Consider the following 24231-nt stretch of genomic DNA (forward strand, 5'->3'; position numbering starts at 1 on the left):
TCAAATTTCAGTGAGCTGATTGTAGGGCAAACCCCTATAGGGCGAAAGCCAGCCGCGACGCTTATTTGTTACGCCAGCGATAAATGCGACTCAGCCATAACAGCAGTTGATACCACTGCCGCGCGCCGCGTGCATTACGCAGCATCCGTTTATGGGTTTGCGTGGCAAACAGATCCGCAATCATCGCCTGCCGTGCGCTCTCTTCCGGTTCACGGCGAATGGAATGGCAGACGCTGAGCGCTTCACGCGTAATTTGATAATGGAATACGGGATAGATTTTAACTTTATCGCGATAGCGTGCATTGATCTCTTCCAGCATCTGCGCAATTTTCAGGTAATGGCGTTGATACTCGACATTTCGTTGACCGGTGCGTTTGCGGTTGCTGATGGAGGCATCGTGCAGGTAGTAGCGGTAGAGCATTTGATCGGTGTAGCGCACGCGTTTGGCATTGAACATGAACTCTGTGGTCCAGGGAATATCCTGATGATGCAATCCCGGTTCGAAAGTGAGATTGTTTTGTTCAATCAGATCACGGCGATAAATACCTAGCCATACAACATGCATATACCGATGGGTTTTCAAGGCCTTGTTGAGCCATTCTGGTCCACTTAACACCGCTGTGCTGGTTAAGCGATCCAGTGGGATGAGCGGTTTGGTTGTTTGGCTGGCTTTGAAAAACCACTCTGCATTACATTGTGCGGCGTCTAAATCATCCCGTTCTGCCATCTCCACCAGCGTTTGATACATCGCCGGGTTCATGGTGTCATCGGCATCCGGGAAAGTAACGTATTTCCCGCGCGCCATTGCGAGCCCGGCATTGCGCGCACGCGACACGCCGCCATTGGCTTGGTGAATGACCCGAATGTGCGGGTATTGCTGTGCGTATGCATCTGCACGTTCACCCGATTCATCCGTAGACCCATCATCGACGATGATAATTTCCATCTGAGTCAGAGTTTGTGCGAGGAGTGCCTGTATGAAATCATCGAACATACTGCCCGCATTGAACATCGGGGTGATAATGCTAAGCAAGGGCGGTTGAGTTGAATACATAAAATGGAATGCTCAAAATCAGTCTAATTGAAGAAATAATAAAGAAGCACGCGCCGGAATGCCCAGTGGTTCTGCGTTTCTTCTTTGTCTAATGACTGAGGCGCTGCTTAACGCTGGTTAAATTTGCAGTAATACTCAGCCAGCGTTTGGCCTTCAAATCGTGGTGCTAGCCAGCTAAAGAGTGCTTCCAGGTCTTCATAGAGCTTTTCTATGTCACGCTCATTCTTAAATGTAGGACTACCATCAGGCATAAATTCTGAGCTATGCAACATAAATTCCGTGTAATTGTTCCCTTCTGCCAGCGACATTTCGACCACTCGCTGCATATCCGCAAGATTACCGCCGGACGGGCGCAGCCAATGTACGGCGGGGCTTTTTTGCTTGCCGCGAAGTCGATACAGACTTTGTTTGAAGGTATTCATCAAAGGCGAGTATTTGTATTGAATACTCATAGGGATTTCGAGCAGTGAAGAGTTGCCGCTGCGTGAGATATCCTGCGGATCGATGAAATAAGGTTTGAACGGAAAATCTGTATAGTTAGTGCCGCCTTTACCCTGTGGCGCGCCGCGTGTGTAGGACCAGTTCACGCGCGGGGTAACGGAACAATCCACCTGATAGCCTAATTCGGTGAGAATGGCGGCATAGCGTTCATCAAATGCCCAGCGCCCTGCACGATGGCTCAGCATTTTGGTCTGGAACTTTTCTTCCAACAGATCAGTCATATAAACGACTTTATCGCGCAGCACGGTATCCGGGTATTCGACCAGGAAAGGCTGCCAACGCCAGTCATCATCGGTGAGTGGAGCTTCTGGCGGACTGTTCCATGCATGCAGATGCATGCCAATCTCACCTTGTTTGCGTGCGATGACATCTTTACCGAATTCCACAAAAGCAGGATCCATCGCCATTTCATAGTTGGTCAGCCAGGTGGGTTTAAAACCATAACGCTCGCACAGGTCCTGAAAACGTGGCAGATAGCCGGTATTTTCGGTGGTGATTGAACGGTGATTGCGCCAAAGGTTGTCGCCTTCAGTGTCAATGGTAATAAGGAACGCGTGCCGGGTCATGTTCGCCGCCTGAAGCCAATAAAATCGCAATGTTACGCTGAGCCATTCAGTGACGCAAAACTATTTGCCCGGGCAGGAAACAGGCGAAAAGCACGAAGGATCTGCGCTACTATCCTGGCCAGGACTGCAGGCAACCACATGTTATTTCATTCAGACAGGTAGAATATTTTGTCAAAACGCATACTCATGGTGATAGATGGATTGCCGGGCGGCGGCGCTGAAAAAGTGGTTCTGACGCTGGTCACCGGTATGTTGGCACAGGGGCACCGTGTATCACTGTTTTCCCTGCGAAAAGTGTGCGAATACCCCTTGCCGCAGGGAGTGGATTATCAGGTCATTCTGGACACCAATCGTCGACCCTGGCGCAAACTCACCGAGCTGAGTCGTCGGGCCCGTTTGCTGGACGCAGCAATACAACAGGCGGAGAAAACGGCAGGTGAATTTGATCTTGTGGTGTCTCATCTGCACAAAACCGACCGTATTGTGCGTCGAAGTCGCGCGCTGGATGCGAAGAAAACCTGGTTCTGCCTGCATGGCGTGTTTTCAGCCTCCTATCTTGGGCATCGCACCGGATTATCACGCTGGTTAAAGGCGCGTAAAATCCAGCAGGTTTATCAGGGGCGTAACGTGGTCGGCGTTTCACCCGCCGTGCTGGAGGATTTGAAAGAGGCCTTTGCTGTGAAGCTCACAGGCGAAGCGGTGATTGGCAATCCGTTCGATATTGCACTGATTCGGCAGTTGGCAGCAGAGCCCGCTGAAGTGCCTGAGTCTGGTTTTCTGGTGCATGTCGGGCGCTTCCACGAAACTAAACGGCATGACCGCCTGTTAAAGGCTTACGCATTAAGCAATATTCAGTTGCCGTTGGTGTTATTGGGGCAGGGATCGGCGCAGCGTAAAGCCGCTTTAGAAGCCCAGGCGCAAGCGCTAGGGATTGCCGATCGTGTTATTTTCCAGGGCTTTACACAAAACCCTTATGCATGGATCAGCCGGGCGACAATGCTGATCGTCAGTTCGGATAGCGAGGGTTTTGGTAATGTGCTGATCGAAGCCGTATTGTGTGGCACGCCTGTCGTCAGTACGCGTTGTCCGGGTGGCCCGATGTGGCTGTTGCAAGGTGATTTAGCGCGCGGTCTGGCGGATCTCAATCCTGAATCGCTGGCAGCAGCAATGTGTGACATTTATCAGCGCCCGCCGTTGTTAGCAGCGGATGCCTTTGCTGAATTTGATACGGCGGCAATCTGTCAGCAATATCTGGCGCTGATTAAGTGAATCTATGGGAGGCCCAAAAGCCTCCCTGTGAATCCTTAATCCCAGCTCAATACCACTTTTCCTGAACGCCCGGATCGCATCTCGTCAAATCCCTGCTGGAATTCATCGATGTGGTAGCGATGTGTGATGATGGGCGTTAAATCGAGGCCGGATTGAATCAACGCTGCCATTTTGTACCAGGTTTCAAACATCTCGCGGCCATAGATGCCTTTGATGAACAGTCCTTTGAAGATCACCAGATTCCAATCGATCGCCATCTCGCCCGGCGGAATGCCCAGTAGAGCGATTCGCCCACCATGGTTCATCACCTCCAGCAGGGTGCGAAACGCGGGAGGCGCGCCAGACATCTCCAGCCCGACATCGAAACCTTCGGTCATACCCAGCTCAGCCATCACATCGCGCAGATTTTCCTGCGCCACATTGACGGCGCGTGTCACACCCATCTGGCGTGCCAGACCGAGGCGATATTCATTGATATCGGTGATGACCACATTGCGTGCGCCTACATGTTTGCACACCGCTGCAGCCATAATACCAATGGGGCCAGCGCCAGAGATCAGCACATCCTCGCCGACCAGATCAAACGAGAGCGCGGTATGCACGGCGTTGCCAAAGGGATCGAAAATCGCTGCCAGCTCGTCAGAGATATTGTCGGGAATCTTGAAAGCGTTAAATGCAGGGATGACCAGGTACTCAGCAAAACAGCCCTGACGATTGACGCCGACACCCACGGTATTGCGGCACAAGTGAGTGCGACCGGCGCGGCAATTTCGGCAGTGACCGCAGGTGATATGACCTTCGCCGGACACACGATCGCCAAGGGAAAAGCCTCTTACCTCTTCGCCCATACCGACGACTTCGCCGACATATTCATGACCAGTGATCATTGGAACGGGAATGGTTTTACGCGACCAATCATCCCAGTTGTAAATGTGAACATCGGTGCCGCAAATTGCGGTTTTACGAATTTTAATCAGCAGGTCGTTGTGACCAGGTTCCGGAATCGGTGCATCCTTCACCATCCAGATACCTTCTTCGGCTTTGAGTTTGGCCAATGCTTTCATCGTTCTGCTCCTGCGATCACGCCCAACTGTCGGCCAATGCGAGTGAAGGCGGCAACGGCATGTTCCAGTTGTGCCTGCGTATGACCTGCAGATATCTGAGTGCGGATGCGTGCCTGACCTTGCGGCACCACCGGATAAAAGAAGCCTGTGACGTAGATGCCCTCTTTTTGCAGCAGGCTGGCAAACTGCTGAGCCACTTTTGCATCGCCAAGCATTACCGGAATGATGGCGTGGTCAGCACCCGCCAGCGTAAAGCCGGCTGCGGTCATCTTCTCGCGGAAGAATCGGGCGTTATCCCAAAGGCGCTGGCGTAACCCATCGCCTTCACTGAGCAGGTCTAACACCCGCAGTGAGGCGGCGACGATGGCAGGTGCGAGGGAATTGGAAAATAGGTAAGGGCGTGAACGCTGGCGTAGCCATTCAACCACCTCTTTTTTCGCAGCCACATAGCCACCGGAAGCACCACCTAGCGCTTTGCCTAAGGTGCCAGTCAGGATATCTACGCGATCCATTACGCCGCAGTATTCATGGGTACCACGCCCAGTTGCACCGACAAAACCGACCGCATGGGAATCATCAACCATCACCAATGCGTCAAATTCGTCGGCCAAATCGCAAATGCCTTGCAGATTGGCAATCACGCCATCCATCGAGAACACACCGTCTGTGGCGATCAGAATATGGCGTGCACCTTTATCACGCGCTTCCTCTAACCGAGCGCGTAACTCAGACATATCGTTGTTGGCATAACGATAGCGCTGGGCCTTACACAGGCGTACGCCATCGATAATTGAGGCATGATTGAGTGCATCAGAGATGATGGCATCTTCCGCACTGAGCAGCGTTTCAAACAGACCGCCATTGGCATCGAAGCAAGAGGAAAACAGGATGGCATCTTCCATGCCGAGAAAGGCCGCCAGCTTTTGTTCCAACTGCTGATGGATATCTTGTGTGCCGCAGATAAAGCGCACGGATGCCATGCCGAAGCCGTGGGAATCCATGCCTTCTTTGGCGGCCTGAATAAGCGCGGGGTGATTCGCCAGACCGAGATAGTTGTTGGCGCAGAAGTTAATCACCGGAGGACTATTAGCGACATGGATCTCAGCCTGCTGCGCCGACGTGATGGTACGTTCTTGTTTGAACAATCCATCGCTACGTGTTGTCTCAAGCTGTTGACGGATTTGCGAATAAAACTGACTGGACATGATTCTGCTCCTCAGATAGCAAAATTTTGGCACATATTACTGATCAGGACGCATCGTGCCGACATTTCCGCCAGAGAAATCTTCGTTTTGCAGCATAGTTCACGCGATGGATGCAAATTGTGCAGCGGTTACGGAGTCATCTGGCTGCCTGCCGCGGGCTGAAATGTTATGATGTTAGGCATTCGTGCGTGAAACCTCCTGTTTCACCCCAACTGTTTAAAGGCAAAGCATATGATTATCGTAACCGGTGGCGCTGGCATGATTGGCAGCAACATTGTTAAAGCGCTGAACGATCGCGGTCTTACCGATATTCTGGTGGTGGATAATCTGAAAGATGGCACCAAATTCGTGAATCTCGCAGATCTGGATATCGCAGACTACATGGACAAAGAAGAGTTCCTCTCTTACATCATGTCCGGCGAAGATCTGGGTCCAATCGAAGCGGTATTCCATGAAGGTGCCTGCTCGGCGACCACAGAGTGGGATGGCAAGTACATGATGGATAACAACTATCAGTACTCGAAAGACTTGCTGCATTTCTGCCTGGAACGCGAAATTCCTTTCCTATACGCCTCTTCGGCGGCCACTTACGGTGGCCGCAATGAAAACTTCATTGAAGAGCGCCAGTATGAGCAGCCGCTGAACGTCTATGGCTACTCGAAAATGCTCTTCGACCACTACGTGCGTCAGATTTTGCCGGAAGCCGATTCTCCAGTGTGTGGGTTCCGCTATTTCAACGTTTACGGCCCACGCGAAGGTCACAAAGGCGGTATGGCGAGTGTGGCTTTCCACCTCAATACTCAGATCAGCAACGGTGAAAATCCAAAGCTGTTTGAAGGCAGCGACGACTTCCGCCGCGATTTCATCCATGTTGACGATGTTGTTGCGGTAAACCTGTGGTGCTGGGAAAACGGTGTATCTGGCATCTACAACTGTGGTACTGGCCGTGCGGAGTCCTTCCAGGAAGTCGCCGATGCAGTACTGAAGTTCCATCAGCAAGGCCAGATCGAATACATCCCGTTCCCTGAGAAACTGAAAGGCCGCTATCAGGCATTCACTCAGGCGGACCTGACCAATCTTCGCGCAGCGGGTTATGACAAGCCATTCAAAACCGTTGCTCAAGGTGTGGGTGAATACATGACCTGGCTCAATCGTAAAGCATAAGGAAACCGGCACCAGCGATGAAAATTCTGGTCATTGGCCCTTCCTGGGTCGGCGATATGATGATGTCGCAAAGTCTCTATCGCACGCTCAAGGCTGAGCACCCGGATGCGGTCATTGATGTGATGGCACCGGCATGGTGTCGGCCACTGCTGTCACGGATGCCGGAAGTCAATCAAGCGCTGGCGATGCCACTGGGCCATGGTGCTTTGGCACTGGGTGAAAGGCGGCGTTTGGGGAAATCCCTTCAGGCCAGCGGTTATGACCGTGCTTATGTGCTGCCGAATTCGTTCAAATCAGCGCTGGTGCCGTTCTTTGCAGGTATTAAGCGCCGTGTCGGCTGGCGCGGTGAGATGCGTTATGGCGTGTTGAACGATGTGCGTGTGCTGGATAAAGCCGCGTTTCCGCTGATGGTGGAGCGCTATGTTGCACTGGGCTACGACAAACCCATCGCCTCCGCTCAACAGTTGCCGCAGCCATTACTGTGGCCACAGTTGCGTGTCGATGAAGACGAGAAGCGCATGACGGCAGCACAGTTTTCTTTGTCGGCCGATCGTCCTGCTATAGGGTTCTGCCCTGGTGCCGAATTTGGTCCAGCGAAACGCTGGCCGCACTATCATTACGCTGCGCTTGCTGAACAACTGATTGGTGAAGGGTACCAGGTGGTGTTGTTCGGTTCCGCGAAAGATCGCGAAACCGGTGACACTATCGTTCAAACGTTATCGGAATCAGCGCGGGTACACTGCAAAAATCTGGCCGGCGATACGCAATTAGAACAAGCGGTTATCTTAATCGCACATTGTGCGGCTATCGTCAGTAATGATTCCGGGTTGATGCACATTGCCGCGGCACTTAACCGTCCTTTGGTCGCCTTGTATGGCCCAAGTAGTCCGGATTTCACACCACCGCTGTCTCATCAGGCGCGCGTAATTCGTTTAATCTCCGGCTATCACAAAGTACGCAAAGGTGATGCCGAAGAGGGTTATCACCAAAGTCTCATTGATATTCAGCCGGCTCGAGTTCATCAGGAACTCAGCACGCTGCTGCATTTGGTGCAGGAGTAGCCATGCACGTTTTGATTGTAAAAACCTCCTCAATGGGGGACGTGCTGCACACGTTACCGGCGCTCACTGATGCGATGCAGGCGATTCCCGGCATTCGTTTTGATTGGGTTGTCGAAGAGAATTTTGCACAGATCCCCAGTTGGCATCCGGCAGTGGATAAAGTGCTGCCGGTGGCGATTCGTCGCTGGCGTAAACATTGGTTTGGCAGTCAGCAGCGTGAAGAGCGCGTCTTGTTCAAACGTGAGCTGCAATCGCGCCAGTATGATGTGGTGATTGATGCCCAGGGATTGATCAAAAGCGCTGCGCTGGTGACGCGTCTGGCTAAAGGCGTTAAGCATGGACAAGACAGCCGCAGCGCGCGGGAACCCTTTGCCAGCTGGTGGTATGACAAACGCCATGAAATTAATAAACAGCAACACGCGGTTGAACGCACGCGTGAGCTATTTGCGAAAAGCCTGGATTATGCGAAACCGGAGACCCAGGGTGATTATGCCATTGCGGGACATTTTCTTTCTACGCTGCCCAACGATGCGCATCAATACCTGGTGTTTTTGCATGCGACCACCCGCGATAACAAACATTGGCCAGAGGCGCACTGGCGCGAACTTATTGAACGGGTACAGCCGACGGGTCTGCGAGTGAAACTGCCGTGGGGTGCTGAACATGAGCATCAGCGTGCATTAAGAATGGCGGAAGGTTTTGACCACGTTGAGGTGCTACCAAAATTAGCGCTGGAGCAGGTGGCACAGCAGTTGGCGGGGGCACGCGCTGTCGTTTCGGTCGACACGGGGTTGAGTCACCTGACCGCCGCGCTGGACCGCCCGAATATTACGCTGTTTGGTCCAACTGATCCGGGGCTGATTGGGGGGTATGGTAAGAATCAGCATGAGCTACGCGGCGCAGGTGGCACAATGCAGGCGATATCCGCCGTGAGCGTAATGGAAAAATTGCGGGAATTGCTTTGAATGGGATCAATATTTAAACAAATCTATCGTTATACCCATGAACGAGCTTATCGGCACAATGAAAACTTTTGGCCTCATATCACGATTCAACGTGGGGCAGAAGACCATATTGAACGGCTAGTCTGGCGAAAAAATGAAATAAAAATTGAAGCATTAGATTCATTACGTAAAACCGTTAACAATGATATGACGATACTGGCAACTGGTCCGTCAGTTAATGATCTGGATTTTGAATTACTTTCAGAAACGACATTTATTGGTGTTAATGGCGCTTATCACCTACGAGATAAAGTCGTATTTTCATATTATGTTATTGTCGATCGCGGTTTTGTTGAGAACCGTTTTGATATTGTCGGAAAAGTACTGGACGATCCTGAGTTGACGCTCTTTACAACAGTTCATTGCCTCAATGATATGTTGAATTGCGGTGGAGTCGATAAGATAAAGTGTCGTTTGGCTATTATTGAAGATCTGAGTTATAAGATATTTAGAAAATCAGTAGTACCTGCTGAGTATGCTTTGAATTTCAATGATAATAAAGGATTGTCAGTCTATCCGACCGATCCATTATCAGGTTTTTCATGGGATATCCGACAAGGTATTTTTGATGCGGGAACAGTGGCCTATTGGGCGTTGCAAATAGCCGTATGGCTCAGCTCAAATCGGATACTGTTAGCAGGGGTTGATATGAATAATTTTTCATCCCCACGGTTTTATGAAAATGAAAATAATAAGCAGAAAAGCTTTTTAGGGGAAAACTTTACTCAAGTGATAAAGCCCGCATTCTTGAATGCCAGCAGCGAGCTTAATAATGCAGGGATAAAAGTTTACAACTTGTCTATGAATAGTGGACTGACAGAGGAAATTTTCGAGAAGGCGACGCCAGATGTCATTTTTAAAAAAAACTGAAAGTTTAGAAGTTATTGCATCTATTTCTTTTATGGCATTTTTATTTCTAATGACCATATTTACAGGTGTTGGGAAAGTAAATAATTTATTTCATCTGTCGATTACAACGATGATGATATTTTTGTTTGTCCAGCGAAAAAAGCTTAGTCTTCCCGAGCCATATCCCTGGAAGTCAATAGGCGTTGTTGCACTATTCCTCATTTATTACAGTATTACGAACTTATGGACAAGTGTTCCAGAGAATATAATTTCAACTCTAAAGCATACCGGTTATCTCCTTTTTTTCGTTTGTATGTTTGATTACTGTATTAAGCGTTATGGTCTGTTGAAGGTTTATGGCTGCATTTTTTCCGGGTGTTTTATTGTCCTTGTTTTGACATTTATGTTGGTAGACAAGAACACGCTACTGACTAATAGACTTGAAAACGGTTTTTTTGCCGCGCCAAAAAATGTCATTGATCTCGGTGGATATTTTGCTCTTGGTATTTTAAGTGCACTGATTATTGCTCGTGAGTCAGGCAGGCATTGGATTTATATCCCTGCATCGTTGCTCTTTATTGGCTTGATATTGACGCAAAGTCGAGGGCCGTTATTGGCTTTAATAGTTTCCTTGGCGGTTTTACTTGCTAAATATAAACATGTTCACCTTAGACATGTCTTATATATCATGATTTCAATTGCTACTATTTTATTATTTTTCTACTTTACCGATTATGGCAGTGATTTTTATGCACGCATTGTTTCCTCTTATGCCCAGAGTTTTATCAGATTTGGAATCTGGAATCATGCAATTTCAGATGCAATGACTCATCCCTATTTCGGTTGGGGGTTTGATAAGCAGCTGACATTCGTAAACAGTATCGGTCAACATGTTATAACCACACACAGTATTTATGTATCGGCTTTCTTAAAAGGCGGTGTGGTGGGTGTGCTATTTATGGCATCACTCATACTGGTTGGCTTGTATCATGCGTATAGAAAGTATCATCAAGGCATGGGGTTAGAAGCCTCAATTTATCTCTTCTCTTTGATGTTTTTTGTTACTCAGGGGATGTTTGTGATTGGTGGGCCTGGAGAAACATGGGTATTATTCTGGTTGCCATTAGCGATAGTATTGTCATCCCGTAAGGCCTAGATCCTAAATAAAAAACCACTACCAGATCGCTTGCTATCTGGTAGTGTAATTTTAGACTGAAATGTTTTTCATCATCACTTTATAAACCTGATCAACGTTAATTTTTCAAAACGTTGATGACGGGGTTAGAAAAGTAAACCTAACTGATTGATTAACTTACTACCTGCCACATTTTCAATCACTATTTCAACGGCTCGACTTTGCGGCACGGGGGTCAGTGGTTTACTAACCTTACACACGCCTGGAGCACGGAACTTCGGTCCCGGAGATTTATCGGTTGTCGGCGGTGTTTTGCCCTGATGCACAGGCTCATTCAGCAACTGACTCGGACGTACCAGCGTAATATCGGCTGGCAGTGATGGCAGCATCTGTTGCAGCACACGAACGGTGGTGGGATGTGGATGACCAATCGCAATGGCATAGCCATCGCGCTGTGCCAGTTTTACGGCACGGGTAAACTGTTCACGGATCGCTGCTTCATTTTGGCTGTCATCAAGGAATACCCGGCGTTTCAGCACTTTAACATGCGTACCTTGCGCTGCGGGAATGGACTGACTATTACCAATCGTCATGCTATCGAGAAAGTAGTAATTGTACTGATTTAGCACTTGCATCACTTTCTGCATGCCGGGCAGGCTAGAGGTCATTTTGCTGCCCATATGGTTATTCAAACCTACGGCGAAAGGCACTTTACCCGAGGCATCCCGCACAATGCGTGCGATCTCTTCACTGCTCATCTCTGGGGTTAAGGTATCTTTTTCCAACGGTTGTTTACTGAGTGGTGCCATTGGCAAGTGAATCAACACCTCATGACCGCCCTGATGTGCTTTTGTCGCCATCTCACGAGCATGAGGTGCATTCGGCAGTACAGCGACCGAAATCGCAGCGGGCATTTGCAGCACTTTATTCTCTTCAACCGGACGATAACCGAAGTCATCAATCACAATTGAGAGTTTACCTGCCTGAGCCGATAGTGTGAAAAACAGTGCGCAGAACGCAATTGAGAGCTTTTGAGGCTGAAACAACACTTATCTTCCTAACCACGGTAGTGGATTGACGGCCTGTCCCTGACGTCGGATTTCAAAGTAGAGCGAAGGCGTGCCGCGGCCGCCACTGGTACCCACAAGGGCGATAGGCTGTCCTGCCTTCACCTGAGTACCCACGCTCACCAGCGCACTTTGGTTGTAGCCATAAAGACTCATATCGCCTTTACCATGTTCCAATACCACAACCAGACCGTAGCCTTGCAGCCAGTCGGCCATCAGTACGCGTCCATCGGCGATGGCTTTCACTTCGGTGCCTTCTGGTGCATCAATCACCAGACCTTTCCAGCGCAGTTCACCCTGCATGGATTCACCGAAGCGGTGTTCAATACGTCCATTCACCGGCCACACCGCCTGCCCACCAGGCTTACCGAGGCCACCAGTGCGTGCCATCAACTCACGTTCGCTTTGTGTGGGTTGATAACTTGATCCCTTGGCTTTTGCCTGCGCCTGACGCTGGCGTACTTTTTCTGCCTCGCGTGCTTCACGTTCGGCACGCTCACGCGCTTCGCGTTCGGCTTTGGCAATTTTATCCTGCAGACGGCTTTCGTTTTCTCGCATCTCAACCAAATCGGCCTGATCTTTTTCCAGCGAGCTTTCCAGTACCGTCAGGGTTTTCTTACGTGCCGCACTGGCGGTTTCCAGTTTGGCCTGCTGCGACTGCTGTTGGGCTAACAGGGATTTTTGTTGTTCCTGCTTACCTTGCAATGCCTGACGCTGCTCGGCCAACTGTTGCTGAGTTTGTTTGAGATCGTCGATGTTTTTCTGGCGTGCAGCATTAAGGTAGCCGAAATAGGCAAGAATGCGTTCACTGCGCTGTGCTTCTTCACCGCCCAGCAGCAGCTGTAACCCATTGTGCTGGCCTTGTCGGAAAGCCGCATCCAATTGCTGAGCCAGCAGTTTTTCCTGCTGAGCCTGCTGTTTTTCCAGACGAGAAATGGAGGTGGTAATTTGCGTGATTTCGCCGTCGAGCGCGGTCAAACTATTGCGCGTTTCCCGAAGCTGCCGGCTGGCTTGCGCAATCACTTTTTCCTGACTTTGCAGTTGATCGAGAAGTTTGCTGCGCTGTAATTTCTGCGCTTTAACGCTTTTCTCTTTGTCAGCAATATCCTGCTGAATGGACTTGAGCTGAGTTTTACTGTCATCCGCACTGTGCGCGTAAACGGGCAATAACAGTGCGCCCGCGCAGAGCAAGCTCAGGGAGATTTCGGACCAGCGAAATAACAACGGATGCGCTGGGCCGTTGTGACAGGTCCTTGTGTGTGTAACGGTCGCTTTTCCCTTCATAGTCGATAATTATTCCACGATGAACAGCCGCTTACCAGTTATCCCGGGCGGGTTTTGCTTTACGAAAGATGTCGGTGCCGAGCTTAGCGGCATAAACCTTGACTCAATTTTGCGATTAGAACACTTTTTTTGGAAAATGACGCACAAATCGTAACTCTGCCCGCTTCGCGACTGTACATGCTAAGTGGCGCAGGTATACTCAGAACCCTTGTTTTAGCTTATTAGCCCGGTCTGGAGTCGTTACCCCTCATGCAAGAAATTATGCAGTTTGCAAGCAATCACACCATCCTTAGTCTGGCATGGGTTGTTTTACTCGTTCTGGTGATTGTGACCACCGTTAAAGGAATGTTCTCTAAGGTAAAAACAATCAGCCGTGGTGAAGCAACCCACCTGATCAACAAAGAGGATGCGGTGGTTGTAGACGTGCGTTCGCGCGATGATTATCGCAAAGGGCACATTTCAGGTGCGGTGAATATTGCAGCGGCTGACATCAAAAAAGGGAGCTTTGCCGAACTGGAAAAGCACAAGTCCCAGCCCATAATTGTGGTATGTGCCACTGGTCAGAGCGCAGGTGAGTCAGCCGCTAAATTGAGCGCTGAAGGTTTTGAAAAAGTCTCCGTGCTGAAAGATGGCGTGAGCGGCTGGAGTGGTGAGAATCTGCCGCTGGTACGCGGTAAATAATTCCCAGAGGTAACCGCATGGCTAATGTTGAGATTTACACCAAAGTCACATGCCCTTATTGCCACCGGGCAAAAGCATTGTTGGATCAGAAAGGTGTTTCGTTCCAGGAGATTCCTATTGATGGGAACGCGGCGAAACGTGAAGAGATGATTCAGCGAAGCGGGCGCACGACAGTTCCCCAGATTTTTATTGATGCGCAGCACATTGGTGGCTGTGACGATCTTTACGCGCTGGATGGGCGTCAGGGACTGGATCCCTTACTCCAGGCATAATTTTTCGGTCAGACAATTTAACTCACAGGATTTAGTAACATGTCAGAACATAACACAAACGAAATGCAGTTCCAGATTCAACGTGTTTATACCAAAGATGTTTCTTACGAAGCGCCAAACGCGCCTCAGGTTTTCCAGAAAGAGTGGGAACCGGAAGTGAAACTGGATCTGGACACCGCTTCATCTCAGCTGGCTGATGAAGTCTATGAAGTTGTTCTGCGCGTTACCGTGACAGCAACCGTTGGTGAAGACACCGCATTCCTGTGCGAAGTTCAGCAGGCGGGTATCTTCACCATCGGCGGTATCGAAGGCACTCAGATGGCACATTGCCTCGGTGCATACTGCCCGAACATTTTGTTCCCGTATGCACGTGAATGCATCACCAGCCTCGTGTCTCGTGGTACTTTCCCGCAGCTCAATCTGGCGCCAGTTAACTTTGATGCCCTGTTCATGAACTATCTGCAGCAGCAAGGTGAAGGCGAAGCGCCACGTCAGGATGCCTGATGACTACCCTCAACGCTTCGATTAGCGTCATCGGTGCCGGCTCGTACGGCACCGCATTGGCCATTACGTTGGCTCGTAACGGCCATCCGGTTCTGCTTTGGGGCCACAATCCGCACAGTGTGGCACAGCTCCAGGCTGACCGATGTAATGCCGCTTTCCTGCCTGATGTACCTTTCCCTGACAATCTTGTTCCTGAAGCCGATTTGGCAACGGTGGTGAGTGCCAGTCGTGATCTGTTGGTGGTGGTGCCCAGCCACGTGTTTGGTGATGTTCTCACCCAATTGAAGCCGCATCTGCGTGCAGATTCCCGAATTGTCTGGGCAACCAAAGGCCTCGAAAAAGAAACTGGCCGGCTTTTGCAGGATGTTGCGCGTGAAATCCTCGGCGATCAAATTCCGCTGGCCGTGGTTTCCGGCCCAACTTTCGCGAAAGAGCTTGCAGCGGGCCTGCCTACAGCGATAGCGCTGGCTGCCACTGACGCACAGTTCGCTGAAGATCTGCAGCAAAAACTGCATTGCGGTAAAAGCTTCCGCGTGTACAACAATCCAGACTTCATCGGCGTGCAACTGGGTGGCGCGGTGAAAAACGTGATTGCGATTGGTGCCGGTATTTCTGATGGCATCGGTTTTGGTGCCAACGCACGTACCGCGTTAATCACACGTGGATTAACGGAGATGAGCCGCCTCGGTGCTGCACTGGGTGCCGATCCCACCACCTTTATGGGCATGGCGGGGCTGGGCGATTTAGTACTGACCTGTACCGATAATCAATCCCGTAATCGTCGTTTTGGCATGATGCTGGGACAAGGCGAGAGCGTGGATGAGGCACAGCGCATTATCGGACAAGTTGTAGAAGGGTATCGAAACACCAAAGAAGTCAAAGCATTGGCGGCGAGAATGGGTGTTGAAATGCCCATTACCGAGCAGATTTATCAGGTACTGTATTGCGAAAAATCGGCGCGAGAGGCAGCATTGAGTTTACTTGGCCGTGCAAGGAAGGACGAAAACAGCCAAAGCTGAAGCAGGATGCTCAGCTAAATCACCTGCAGCGCCTCTCAGGCGCTTTTTTTATCGGGAGCACAGAGCAATGTCGTCAGAAGAGTTAGAACTGGTCTGGAACAACATCAAAGCTGAAGCCAGAGCGCTGGCTGATTGTGAACCCATGCTGGCCAGCTTTTATCACGCGACTTTACTCAAGCACGAAAATCTTGGCAGCGCACTAAGCTACATGCTGGCGAACAAACTCGCCAACCCTATCATGCCAGCCATTGCGGTACGTGAAATCGTTGAGGAAGCGTATCGCGAAGATCCAGAGATGATTGTCTCTGCAGCTTACGATATTCAAGCCGTGCGCCAGCGCGATCCTGCCGTTGATAAGTATTCAACGCCATTGCTGTATCTGAAAGGCTTCCATGCATTACAGGCTTATCGCATCGGCCACTGGCTCTGGAAAGAGGGCCGCCGCGCGTTAGCCGTCTATTTGCAGAACGAAATCTCCGTCTCCTTTGCAGTGGATATTCACCCAGCAGCCCGTATTGGTCGCGGCATCATGCTCGATCATGCTACCGGTATCGTGATTGGTGAAACCGCCGTAGTGGAAAATGACGTGTCGATTTTGCAGTCGGTAACGCTTGGCGGTACCGGAAAAACCAGCGGCGATCGCCATCCGAAAATCCGTGAAGGTGTGATGATTGGCGCAGGTGCCAAGATTCTCGGTAACATTGAAGTGGGGCGCGGCGCGAAAATTGGCGCGGGTTCGGTGGTACTACAACCGGTGCCGCCGCATACCACGGCAGCCGGTGTGCCTGCGCGTATCGTTGGCAAACCCACCAGCGATAAACCTTCGATGGATATGGACCAACTCTTCAACGGCGCGGGCTTTGAGTACGGCGACGGAATTTAGCTCTTGATCAGCGCGCCAGCATAATCAAGCTGGCGCCACGCTTCATAAACCACCACAGATACCGCATTCGACAGATTCATACTGCGACTTTCAGCCATCATCGGGATGCGGATCTTCTGCTCTGCTGGCAGCGCGTTCAGTATCTCTGCCGGCAAACCACGGCTCTCAGGACCAAACAACAAATAATCCCCTTTCTGATAGCTCACAGCGCTGTGGGCAGGTGTGCCTTTTGTGGTGAGTGCAAACAGACGCTGTGGTGCTTCAGACTCGACAAACGCAGTGTAATTGGCGTGTTTTTTGAGTGAGGTGTATTCGTGATAATCGAGCCCGGCGCGGCGCAGACGCTTGTCATCCCAGGCAAAGCCCAACGGCTCAATCAGATGCAACTGGAAGCCTGTATTGGCACACAAGCGGATGATATTGCCAGTATTTGGCGGGATTTCAGGTTCAAATAAAACGATGTTCAGCATAAGGCCCCCGGAAACGAGGGCCGAAGCATAGCAAATTATTGACGAGCGGAGTACAGCGGCAACCATAGCGTAAGCCGCAGACCCCCTAATGGGCTGTCATCGGCTTTCACCCAACCGCGATGCTGTTGCACGGCTGTTTCCACAATTGCCAGTCCGAGACCGGTGCCACCAGATTCACGGTCGCGTGCTTCATCCGTGCGATAGAAGGGACGGAAAATCTGCTCGCGATCTTCAGCGCTGACGCCTGGGCCATCGTCATCAACGTGAACGGTAATACCCTGAATATCCACCGAGAAGCTCACACTGATATGCGTGTGGGAATAACGCAGCGCATTACGCACGATGTTTTCCAGTGCGCTCTCCAGGGCATGCGGGTTGCCGTACAGTGGCCACGGACCTGGCGGATACGGCACATCCATGGTTTTACCCATCTGCTCGGCTTCGAATTTGGCATCTTCCAGTACACCGTTCCACAGCTGGTTCGCCTTCATCGCTTCACTGACTAAGGCATTTTTATGCTGAGTGCGTGAGAGCACCAGCAAGTCGTTAATCATGCCATCAAGCCGCTGGGCTTCCGTTTCGATACGCTGAAGTTCTTTACCTTCACCATTGCGACGGCGCAGTAGGGCAGTAGCCAATTGCAAACGTGTCAGTGGCGTGCGTAATTCATGACTGATATCGGATAACAAACGCTGCTGTGCGGTCATCATGCGTTCAAGTGCGCTCACCATTTGGTTGAAACTTGAACCTGCTGCCAGAAACTCCTGTGGACCAGATTCCAGTTCAGGATGCTGGCGTAAGTTTCCGCTCGCCACTTCATCGGCAGCATGTTTCAGTTTACGTGCAGGACGCGCCAGGCTCCACGCCAGCCATAACAGCAGCGGCGAGCTAATCAGCATGGTCACAATCAGCAGCAATAACGGACGGTCAAACAGTAGATTGACGAAGTCCAGTTGAGAACTGGTGGCGGGGCGGATCAGGTAGAGCTGATAGTTATCTTCACCATCCTGCACGGCGAACGGGCCCACCATCTCCACACGACCATACTTTTTCTTCTGCGGGTGATCGGCATTATCAGACTGGCCGATAAAGTTACGAATCACCTGCATCTCATTATGCTGTGCCCCGATCACCCGGCCTTCGCTGGTCACCAATAACAAGCGTTGGCCGGGTGGGGCCCATTTGTCGATGGCGCGAAAGAGCCTGCGCCACCACATCAGGTCGTTAGGGGGATCTTGCGATAACTCAGCTTCAACATGCTGTTCAATCATGGTGCCCTGTCGTTGCTCACTTTCCAGCAGTGCGGTCATCTGGCGTGAGTCGAGTTTGGGCACCATCAAAACCAGCATCAACACCAGCGCCAGGGTGAGCCAGAAAATGGCGAAGATGCGGGTGGTCAAACTTCCAATCATGATGCCGAAACCATCAGATAGCCGCGTCCGCGTAGCGTTTTAAACCACGGATGACCATCACGACGTTCCGGCAATTTACGACGCAGGTTTGAAATGTGCATATCAATCGCGCGGTCAAACGGCGTCAGGCGTTTACCCAGCACTTCCTGGCTGAGGTGCTCACGCGACACGACCTGACCTAAGTGCTGTGCCAGCAAATAGAGCAGCGTGAATTCCGTGCCCGTCAGATCCAGCGTTTCACTATCGAAGCTGGCTTCCTGGCGGCCTGGGTTGAGGCGCAGGCAATCCACTTCCAGCGTGGGTGAACTATTGTCATGCTGCTGTTGTTGTTCGCTCCAGTTTGAACGGCGCAAAATAGCCCGAATACGCGCCACCAGTTCACGGTCATTAAACGGTTTTGGTAGATAGTCATCCGCGCCCAGCTCAAGGCCAAGAACACGATCCAACTCACTACCGCGAGCGGTCAGCATTATGACCGGAGTTTGGTGCTGTTGTCGTAATTCTTTCAACGTATCAATACCGTTCTTCTTCGGCATCATGACGTCGAGTAATAACAAGTCAACGGTGTTATCCAGCAGGTTAAGCGCCTGCTCGCCATCGCTGGCGACAATCACCTCAAAACCTTCCATCTCAAGCAGTTCTTTAAGCAGCGAAGTTAATTCGCGGTCGTCATCAACCAACAGGATTTTATTCATTTTTTGTTGCCCTCCGCAGGCAAAATACCGTGTTCCTTGACTTGCAATCCAACGCTTTACGTAGTTTTACACCCCCTGACGGATGTTTGCAGCTATCGCCGTACACTAGCTCTCGTTGAATCGCAAAACGGAACGAACTGGGAGTAAACGATGCGCTACTTAACCGCCGTCGTCATTGCCTCAGCGATGGTTCTCAGTCACGCCAGCGCAGAAGCAGCAGACACGACGACGATTGACGAGATGCATCATAACGGCGGATTGACGACAGGCAGTATGACGCAAAATCCGCAAAGCCACATGTTCGATGGCATTGAGCTGACTGAACAACAGCGGCAACAGATGCGAGACCTGATGCAGCAAGCACGACATGAGCGCCCGGTTATGAGCGTTCAGGATATTGAAACTATGCATGACCTTGTCATTGCAGACAAATTTAACGAATCGGCTATCCGACAGCAGGCAGAGAAACAAGCCCGCGCGCAGATAGAACTGCAAGTTGAGATGGCTCGGGTTCGCAACCAGATGTATCACCTGCTAACGCCTGCACAGCAAGCGACATTGCAGAAGAATTATGAGCGGCGACTTAACGATATGCGTCAGCTCTCAGGATTGCAGCCATCATCACCGCTGCATGCAGTGAGTAGTACCAGCAGTAACCAGTAACATAGTATCCCTGTTTTCCTTGCCATAGACACCATCCCTGTCTTCCCCCGCATGATGCGGGGGTTTTTTTTATCTGCCAATCCTGTGCTGCATCATCACCTTAATATTCAATTCACGCAGCTTACGCTTGCCGATGATAAACTTGAGCCATTATGTGATTAACGGCGTTGCGCTGAGCAGACGCTTCTACGAGGCATGGCATGGATCCCTCCTACGCGAAACTCGTCAACCGCGCGGCACTGGCGGCAACGACGCTGGCGACATTACTGTTGATCGTGAAGATTTTTGCCTGGTGGCTGACCGGTTCAGTCAGTATGTTGGCCGCCCTGGTCGATTCACTGGTGGATATCGCTGCATCGCTGACAAATTTACTGGTGGTGCGCTATTCACTCCAGCCTGCGGACGCTGATCATACCTTCGGCCACGGTAAAGCGGAGTCGCTTGCCGCGCTGGCACAAAGCATGTTTATTTCCGGCTCGGCACTGTTTTTATTTCTCACTGGTATTCAGCATCTGGCCTCACCCAATATATTACGGGCGCCGCTGGTCGGTATCATCGTCACTGTGATCGCCCTTTTTTCCACCCTGTTACTGGTGACTTTCCAGCGCTGGGTGGTGCGTCGGACACGCAGCCAGGCGATACGTGCAGATATGCTGCACTATCAATCTGACGTGGTGATGAATGGCGCGATCCTGGTGGCTTTGGTGTTAAGCAGCTATGGTTTTGTCCGGGCAGATGCGCTCTTTGCGCTGGGGATTGGGGTGTACATCCTCTACAACGCTTTGCGCATGGGCTATGAAGCGGTGCAATCTTTACTGGACCGTGCATTGCCGGAAGAAGAGAAGCAGGCGATTATCGATTTGGTTAGCGATTGGCCAGGTGTGCGCGGAGCCCATGCACTGCGCACGCGTCAATCCGGGCCCACCCGTTTTATTCAGCTTCATCTGGAAATGGATGACCACCTGCCGCTGGTGCAGGCACATCAGGTAGCGGATCAGATCGAGCAAGCATTGCGGCTTAAGTTTCCCGGTTCGGATGTTATCATCCATCAGGATCCCTGCTCGGTGGTGCCGGAAAATCAGCAAGGCTTTTTCCAGTTTTAGCGTTTAAATATCATGGCGTTGCGTTATAAAAATGACGTAACGCTAACAACTCTGTAAAAAAATAGCGAAAACTTGTCTGACCTGAATCAATTCAGCATCAAGCCTTTGATATACTATCTGCAACTATTAAGCCGCACGATCGTGAGCGGGTTTACACCGGTCGGCAGGCAGGAATAATCCTTAGTTTTGAACAATCCAGAGGTTGTCATGATCAAAAAAATCGGAGTACTGACCAGCGGCGGTGACGCCCCAGGCATGAACGCAGCCATCCGCGGAGTTGTCCGTTCCGCGCTGAGTGAAGGCCTTGAAGTTTTTGGTATCTACGACGGCTATCTGGGATTGTATGAAGACCGTATGATCAACCTCGACCGTTACAGCGTGTCCGACATGATCAACCGTGGCGGTACTTTCCTCGGTTCTGCGCGCTTCCCGGATTTCCGTAATGAGGAAGTTCGTCAGGTTGCCATTGAGAATATGAAGAAGCGCGGCATTGACGCGCTGGTGGTCATTGGCGGTGACGGTTCCTACATGGGTGCCAAACGTCTGACGGAAATGGGTTTCCCGTGCATTGGTTTGCCAGGCACCATCGATAATGACGTTGCCGGTACTGATTACACCATCGGTTACTTCACGGCGCTGGAAACCGTGGTTGAAGCGATTGACCGTCTGCGCGACACCTCCTCTTCGCATCAGCGCATCTCCATCGTGGAAGTGATGGGTCGTTACTGCGGCGATCTGACTCTGGCTGCTTCCATCGCCGGTGGTTGTGAATTCATCGTGCTGCCGGAAATTCCTTATACCCGTGAAGAGCTGGTCGAAGAGATCAAAGCGGGTATCGCCAAAGGTAAAAAACACGCCATTGTGGCCATTACCGAACACATCTGTGATATCGACGATTTGGCGCATTACATTGAAGCAGAAACCAAACGCGAAACACGTGCCACTGTGCTTGGGCATATTCAGCGTGGCGGTGCGCCATGTGCTTACGACCGTATCCTGGCGTCACGTATGGGTGCCTACTCCATCGAACTGCTGTTGCAGGGCTACGGCGGACGTTGTGTCGGCATTCAGAATGAGAAGATGGTGCATCACGACATCATTGACGCGATTGAAAACATGAAGCGCCCATTCAAGCGCGACTGGCTGGATACGGCGAAAAAACTCTACTAATCAAACTGAATCAGGGCGCGGCCTCCACCGTGCCCTTTTTTATCCCCACTTATATTCCCTCCAGTTATAACCACTTATTTTTAATTCTTTAATCATTGGATTGGTTTATGTCAGTCTTGTTCTATAACGACCTCGGGAGAGCAAGCAATGAACAAGTGGAGTATTGGTGTCACCCTGTTACTGGCTTCCACCAGTGTTTTGGCAAAGGATATCCAGCTGTTAAACGTTTCTTACGATCCAACGCGTGAGCTGTATGAACAGTACAACAAAGCGTTTAGCGCACACTACAAGCAGGAAACGGGCGACAATGTGGTGATCCGTCAGTCTCATGGCGGTTCAGGGAAGCAGGCAACCTCTGTGATCAACGGCATTCGTGCTGATGTCGTGACCCTGGCGCTGCAGTCTGACGTGGATGCTATTGCTGACCGTGGTCGGATCGATAAAAACTGGATTAAGCGCCTGCCAGACAACTCCGCCCCTTATACCTCAACCATCGTGTTCCTGGTACGCAAAGGCAACCCGAAGGGCATCCATGACTGGAACGATTTAATTAAACCTGGCGTATCGGTGATCACGCCAAACCCGAAAACTTCAGGTGGCGCACGCTGGAACTATCTGGCCGCGTGGGGCTGGGCGCTGGATCAAAACAACGGTGACCAGGCCAAAGCACTGGCGTATGTGAAGGCGCTGTTCAAGAACGTGGAAGTGCAGGACTCCGGTGCACGTGGCGCGACCAACACCTTCGTAGAACGTGGCATAGGCGATGTGCTGATTGCCTGGGAAAACGAAGCGTATCTGGCGGTGAACAAACTGGGTAAAGACAAGTTCGAAATCGTCACGCCAAGCGAATCGATTCTGGCAGAACCCACTGTTTCGGTGGTCGACAAGGTGGTGGATGAGCAGGGCACACGTAAAGTGGCCGAAGATTACCTGAAGTATCTCTACTCACCAGAAGGCCAGACCATCGCAGCGGAAAACTTCTATCGTCCGCGCGATCCTGAAGTCGCGAAAAAGTTTGCCAGCACCTTTGCGCCGGTGAAACTGTTCACTATCGACAGCAAGTTCGGTGGCTGGACGCAAGCGCAGAAAGCGCACTTCGCCGATGGTGGCAGCTACGATCAGGTCATGAAACCGTAATCGTCATCGCATCAAATAGAAACGGTCAGCCTGATACTGGCCGTTTTGCATTGTAGAGCAGTAAAAGTCCGTGACATTGCCCAGACGGCAGGCGAGGATGCTGGCAGGTGATGAACAGAGGAATTCGGCCATGCAGGGAAGTCGTCGCACCCTGAAGTTGCTAACCGTTTTACTGCTGGTGCTGATTGTCGGACTGATCGTCAGCGCCTTCCATTTCCAGAAAAACTCCAATGCCCTCTGGCAGATCATCAGTGAGAAGTGCGTGCCCAATCTGGCGAAGAGTGGCAATCCCGCCCCTTGCCAGCAAGTGAATACGGCACAAGGTTATGTCACGTTGAAAGATCTCAACGGGCCTTTACAGTATTTGCTGATGCCGATTGAGAAAATCACTGGCATGGAAAGCCCGATCATTCTCGAACCCGCTACGCCAAATCTTTTTGCCGCTGCCTGGCTGCAGCGTAGTCTGCTGGCAAAGAAACGCGGTGCGCCGATTGCTGACAGCGCGCTGTCTCTGGCCATCAACGCGCAATATGGCCGTACGCAGAATCAACTGCACATCCACATCTCTTGTCTGCGACCTGATGTGCGCCAACGGCTTGATGCGTTAAGCCCGAAGCTCAACGAACAGTGGCAGTCAGCTACGCTGCGCAAACATCACTATTTGATTCGTGCGCTGTCGACGGCTGAATTGGCCCAGCAAAGTGCCTTTATCCGTCTGGCGACTGAAGTGCCTAATGCGCGGAGCGAGATGGGAAAATATGGGATGGCGCTAACGGCATTGCCGGATGGGCGTTTAGCCCTGCTGGCGCTGGAACGTAACTGGTTAATGCTTAACAGCGGTTCTGCAGAGGAGTTGCAGGACCATCAATGCCAGATTTTGAACCATTAATCATGGCTTCCAATCTCAAGCTTCACGGAAACCGATTATCACGTTGGGTGGGTTTGAAATACTGTCTCATCACATACCCTTTAAATCTCTGGTAATAAAAATCTATGGTC

25 protein-coding genes are annotated in these 24231 nt (G+C 51.0%); 16 read left to right on the forward strand and 9 right to left on the reverse strand.

Annotated features, from left to right (window positions below; all coding sequences use genetic code 11):
* Window positions 1-61: 61 nt before the first annotated feature.
* Window positions 62-1054: a glycosyltransferase gene (locus ACCW76_RS15430; RefSeq protein ID WP_436339066.1), complete on the reverse strand. Its 993-nt coding sequence runs from the start codon at window positions 1052-1054 to the stop codon at window positions 62-64.
* 107 nt (window positions 1055-1161) lie between these two features.
* Window positions 1162-2121 (reverse strand): polysaccharide deacetylase family protein, encoded by a 960-nt coding sequence (locus ACCW76_RS15435; protein ID WP_045815716.1) that lies wholly within the window; start codon window positions 2119-2121, stop codon window positions 1162-1164.
* 186 nt (window positions 2122-2307) lie between these two features.
* On the opposite strand from ACCW76_RS15435, the gene ACCW76_RS15440 reads away from it, so the two are divergent.
* Complete coding sequence (locus tag ACCW76_RS15440) at window positions 2308-3390, forward strand: glycosyltransferase (RefSeq protein WP_436339102.1); 1083 nt, start codon at window positions 2308-2310, stop codon at window positions 3388-3390.
* Between the two features lie 35 nt (window positions 3391-3425).
* On the opposite strand, the gene tdh is transcribed toward ACCW76_RS15440, so the two are convergent.
* Window positions 3426-4454: an L-threonine 3-dehydrogenase gene (gene tdh / locus ACCW76_RS15445; RefSeq protein WP_045833634.1), complete on the reverse strand. Its 1029-nt coding sequence runs from the start codon at window positions 4452-4454 to the stop codon at window positions 3426-3428.
* On the reverse strand, window positions 4451-5659 hold the full coding sequence (locus tag ACCW76_RS15450; protein WP_436339068.1) for a glycine C-acetyltransferase: 1209 nt from the start codon (window positions 5657-5659) through the stop codon (window positions 4451-4453). The genes tdh and ACCW76_RS15450 overlap by 4 nt, the downstream gene beginning before the upstream one ends.
* Window positions 5660-5890: 231 nt before the next feature.
* Between ACCW76_RS15450 and rfaD the strand changes: the two genes are divergently transcribed.
* The 5 genes from rfaD to ACCW76_RS15475 are packed head-to-tail and all read left to right on the forward strand — an operon-like array spanning window position 5891 to window position 10893.
* Window positions 5891-6823 carry an ADP-glyceromanno-heptose 6-epimerase gene (gene rfaD / locus ACCW76_RS15455; protein ID WP_045815712.1) on the forward strand — a complete coding sequence of 311 codons (933 nt, stop codon included), beginning with the start codon at window positions 5891-5893 and terminating at the stop codon, window positions 6821-6823.
* Between the two features lie 17 nt (window positions 6824-6840).
* Window positions 6841-7884: an ADP-heptose--LPS heptosyltransferase RfaF gene (gene rfaF / locus ACCW76_RS15460; protein ID WP_038644061.1), complete on the forward strand. Its 1044-nt coding sequence runs from the start codon at window positions 6841-6843 to the stop codon at window positions 7882-7884.
* Window positions 7885-7886: 2 nt separating this feature from the next.
* A complete protein-coding gene (gene rfaC, locus ACCW76_RS15465; RefSeq protein ID WP_200539244.1) occupies window positions 7887-8849 on the forward strand; it encodes a lipopolysaccharide heptosyltransferase RfaC in 963 nt (320 codons plus the stop codon).
* Entirely contained in the window at window positions 8850-9758 is a 909-nt protein-coding gene (locus ACCW76_RS15470; protein WP_436339070.1) for a sugar glycosyltransferase, read from the forward strand. It abuts the gene before it with no gap.
* Window positions 9736-10893, forward strand: coding sequence for an O-antigen ligase family protein (locus ACCW76_RS15475; protein ID WP_436339071.1), 1158 nt, complete (start codon window positions 9736-9738; stop codon window positions 10891-10893). Before ACCW76_RS15470 ends, ACCW76_RS15475 begins: the two co-directional genes overlap by 23 nt.
* A gap of 125 nt (window positions 10894-11018) precedes the next feature.
* On the opposite strand, the gene ACCW76_RS15480 is transcribed toward ACCW76_RS15475, so the two are convergent.
* Together ACCW76_RS15480 and envC are read right to left on the reverse strand one after the other, a co-directional pair.
* Window positions 11019-11918 (reverse strand): divergent polysaccharide deacetylase family protein, encoded by a 900-nt coding sequence (locus ACCW76_RS15480; RefSeq protein ID WP_436339103.1) that lies wholly within the window; start codon window positions 11916-11918, stop codon window positions 11019-11021.
* Between the two features lie 3 nt (window positions 11919-11921).
* On the reverse strand, window positions 11922-13223 hold the full coding sequence (envC, locus tag ACCW76_RS15485; RefSeq protein ID WP_045815707.1) for a murein hydrolase activator EnvC: 1302 nt from the start codon (window positions 13221-13223) through the stop codon (window positions 11922-11924).
* A 249-nt stretch (window positions 13224-13472) separates the two neighbouring features.
* Between envC and ACCW76_RS15490 the strand changes: the two genes are divergently transcribed.
* The 5 genes from ACCW76_RS15490 to cysE all read left to right on the forward strand — a co-directional run bounded on the left by ACCW76_RS15490 (window position 13473) and on the right by cysE (window position 16582).
* On the forward strand, window positions 13473-13904 hold the full coding sequence (locus tag ACCW76_RS15490) for a rhodanese-like domain-containing protein (RefSeq protein ID WP_034823789.1): 432 nt from the start codon (window positions 13473-13475) through the stop codon (window positions 13902-13904).
* A gap of 17 nt (window positions 13905-13921) precedes the next feature.
* On the forward strand, window positions 13922-14176 hold the full coding sequence (grxC, locus tag ACCW76_RS15495) for a glutaredoxin 3 (protein ID WP_007885328.1): 255 nt from the start codon (window positions 13922-13924) through the stop codon (window positions 14174-14176).
* A gap of 39 nt (window positions 14177-14215) precedes the next feature.
* Window positions 14216-14680 carry a protein-export chaperone SecB gene (secB, locus tag ACCW76_RS15500; RefSeq protein WP_436339074.1) on the forward strand — a complete coding sequence of 155 codons (465 nt, stop codon included), beginning with the start codon at window positions 14216-14218 and terminating at the stop codon, window positions 14678-14680.
* Window positions 14680-15699 (forward strand): NAD(P)H-dependent glycerol-3-phosphate dehydrogenase, encoded by a 1020-nt coding sequence (gene gpsA, locus ACCW76_RS15505; protein ID WP_182056728.1) that lies wholly within the window; start codon window positions 14680-14682, stop codon window positions 15697-15699. Before secB ends, gpsA begins: the two co-directional genes overlap by 1 nt.
* A gap of 67 nt (window positions 15700-15766) precedes the next feature.
* A complete protein-coding gene (gene cysE / locus ACCW76_RS15510) occupies window positions 15767-16582 on the forward strand; it encodes a serine O-acetyltransferase (protein WP_034823780.1) in 816 nt (271 codons plus the stop codon).
* Here the strand turns inward: cysE and trmL are convergent.
* From trmL to cpxR, 3 genes are read right to left on the reverse strand one after another with little or no spacing between them, the layout of a single operon-like run.
* On the reverse strand, window positions 16579-17052 hold the full coding sequence (gene trmL / locus ACCW76_RS15515) for a tRNA (uridine(34)/cytosine(34)/5-carboxymethylaminomethyluridine(34)-2'-O)-methyltransferase TrmL (protein WP_436339076.1): 474 nt from the start codon (window positions 17050-17052) through the stop codon (window positions 16579-16581). The genes cysE and trmL overlap by 4 nt on opposite strands.
* Before the next feature lie 35 nt (window positions 17053-17087).
* Window positions 17088-18464, reverse strand: a complete 1377-nt coding sequence (gene cpxA / locus ACCW76_RS15520; RefSeq protein WP_034823776.1) for an envelope stress sensor histidine kinase CpxA — start codon at window positions 18462-18464, stop codon at window positions 17088-17090.
* On the reverse strand, window positions 18461-19159 hold the full coding sequence (gene cpxR, locus ACCW76_RS15525; RefSeq protein WP_007885339.1) for an envelope stress response regulator transcription factor CpxR: 699 nt from the start codon (window positions 19157-19159) through the stop codon (window positions 18461-18463). The genes cpxA and cpxR overlap by 4 nt, the downstream gene beginning before the upstream one ends.
* Window positions 19160-19309: 150 nt before the next feature.
* Between cpxR and cpxP the strand changes: the two genes are divergently transcribed.
* From cpxP to ACCW76_RS15550, 5 genes are all read left to right on the forward strand, one after another.
* Window positions 19310-19822, forward strand: coding sequence for a cell-envelope stress modulator CpxP (gene cpxP / locus ACCW76_RS15530; RefSeq protein WP_038644071.1), 513 nt, complete (start codon window positions 19310-19312; stop codon window positions 19820-19822).
* A gap of 200 nt (window positions 19823-20022) precedes the next feature.
* Window positions 20023-20925, forward strand: a complete 903-nt coding sequence (gene fieF / locus ACCW76_RS15535) for a CDF family cation-efflux transporter FieF (RefSeq protein ID WP_436339077.1) — start codon at window positions 20023-20025, stop codon at window positions 20923-20925.
* Window positions 20926-21132: 207 nt separating this feature from the next.
* Window positions 21133-22095 (forward strand): 6-phosphofructokinase, encoded by a 963-nt coding sequence (pfkA, locus tag ACCW76_RS15540; protein WP_034823768.1) that lies wholly within the window; start codon window positions 21133-21135, stop codon window positions 22093-22095.
* Window positions 22096-22242: 147 nt separating this feature from the next.
* Entirely contained in the window at window positions 22243-23232 is a 990-nt protein-coding gene (locus ACCW76_RS15545; RefSeq protein WP_034823765.1) for a sulfate ABC transporter substrate-binding protein, read from the forward strand.
* A gap of 130 nt (window positions 23233-23362) precedes the next feature.
* Window positions 23363-24121: a CDP-diacylglycerol diphosphatase gene (locus tag ACCW76_RS15550; protein WP_436339079.1), complete on the forward strand. Its 759-nt coding sequence runs from the start codon at window positions 23363-23365 to the stop codon at window positions 24119-24121.
* Window positions 24122-24231 lie beyond the last annotated feature (110 nt).

The sequence above is a fragment of the Pantoea sp. C8B4 genome (assembly GCF_051336905.1).
Taxonomy (GTDB): Bacteria; Pseudomonadota; Gammaproteobacteria; order Enterobacterales; family Enterobacteriaceae; genus Pantoea; species Pantoea rwandensis_B.